We start from the raw sequence: 1,689 nt of genomic DNA, 5'->3' as shown, positions 1-1,689 counted from the left end.
CCGGTACGCGGTCAACTCCGCCAAGTCGCTGGCCCTGACCGCCGAGACCATCACCACCACCCAGGACTGCCCCAACGCCGGGGCCACCCCGACCGGGACACTGCTCGACGACAGCCGCACCTCCTACGACAACAACGCCTTCACCTGGGACGGCGCCCCCGGCGGCACCGCACCCAGCAAGGGCGAACCGACCCGCTCCGAGCAGGCCTCCGCGATCAGCGGACCCAACGCGACGGCCTTCGTGACCCTCAAGAAGGTCGCCTACGACTCCTACGGCCGCTCGGTGCTGGAGACCCGGACGCCCGACTCCACCGCCCCCGGCGGCAGCAGCCTGGCCCGGACCATCGCCACCACCTACACCCCGGCGACCGGTCAGCTCCCCGCGTCGATGTCCCTGAAGACCAAGGTCGACTCGGGAGCCAACCCGGCCTACCAGACCACCACGAGCACCTTCGACGTGCCACGGGGCCTGGCGGTGGAGCAGATCGACATCGCGGGCCAGAAGACGTCGGCCACCTACGACACCATGGGCCGGACGGCGGCGGTGTGGATGCCGACCCAGTCCAAGGCCGCCAACCAGCCGCCCACCATGACGTACAGCTACGTGGTGGCGAAGGACAAGCCGACCGCGGTGACTACCAAGACCCTGCTGGACGACGGCTCGTACTCGTCCTCGGTGGCGCTGTACGACGCGCTGCTGCGACCCCGGCAGACCCAGGCGACCAGCGCGAACACCTCGATCAACGTCACGGACACCCAGTACGACTCGCACGGCTGGACCGTCCTGGCCAACACCTTCAACGTGGCCGGCACACCGGGCTCCGACCCCGTGCTGACGGCCCAGATCACCATCCCGACCACCACGCTGACCGAGTACGACGGCATGGGCCGGGCCACCGCCACCTACGACGAGAGCAACGGCGTGACCACCCCGGGGATGACCACGAAGACGGTCTACTCCGGCGACTCCACCCTGGTCGTGCCCAAGACCGGAGGCATCGTCAGCCGCACGCTGACCGACGTTCGCGGCCACACCACGGCCCTGCAGCAGTTCACCACGCCGCCGACGATCGGCGGGTCCGTCACCTCCGGGTGGACGGCGAGCGGCGGCAGCTACACCACCACCACGTACGGATACACCGACAACGGCCTGCAGAACTCCGTGGTGGCATCCGACGGCAGCACCTGGACGACCACGTACGACGCCCTCGGCCGCAAGGTCCGGCAGTCCGACCCCGACCAGGGCGTGACCACCTCGGCCTACGACGACGCGGGAGACCTGGTCACCACGATCGACGCCCGGGGCGTCGAACTCGGCTACACCTACGACCTGTTGGGCCGCAAGCTGAGCGCGGTGGACCGGACCAACGGCAACTTCACCTTCGGCGTCTGGAAGTACGACACCGTGCAGGTCGGCAAGCTGAGCTACTCGGCGCGCTACGTGCCGGGCGTGACCGACCCGTACGTCGTCCAGAGCACCGGCTACACCAGCCTCGGCAAGCCGCTCGGCCAGACGATCAAGCTGCCCGCCACCGAGGCACCGCTCCCGACCACCTACAGCACCACCTTCACCTACTCGCCCACCACCCAGAAACTGCTCACCCAGCGCGACCCCGGCATCGCCGGACTGCTCACCGAGGACATCACCTTCAGCTACGACGCCATCGGCAAGCCCCAGCAGACACAGGG

1 protein-coding gene is annotated in these 1,689 nt (G+C 69.0%); it reads left to right on the top strand.

Going from position 1 to position 1,689, the window contains the following annotated elements:
* The coding region (locus ABD345_RS39855) for an RHS repeat domain-containing protein (RefSeq protein ID WP_344559718.1) at positions 1–1,689 on the top strand (1,689 nt) is incomplete at both ends.

This window comes from Kitasatospora saccharophila, assembly GCF_039529925.1.
Classification (GTDB): domain Bacteria; phylum Actinomycetota; class Actinomycetes; order Streptomycetales; family Streptomycetaceae; genus Kitasatospora; species Kitasatospora saccharophila.
This window is presented reverse-complemented; position numbering and strand designations above follow the sequence as displayed.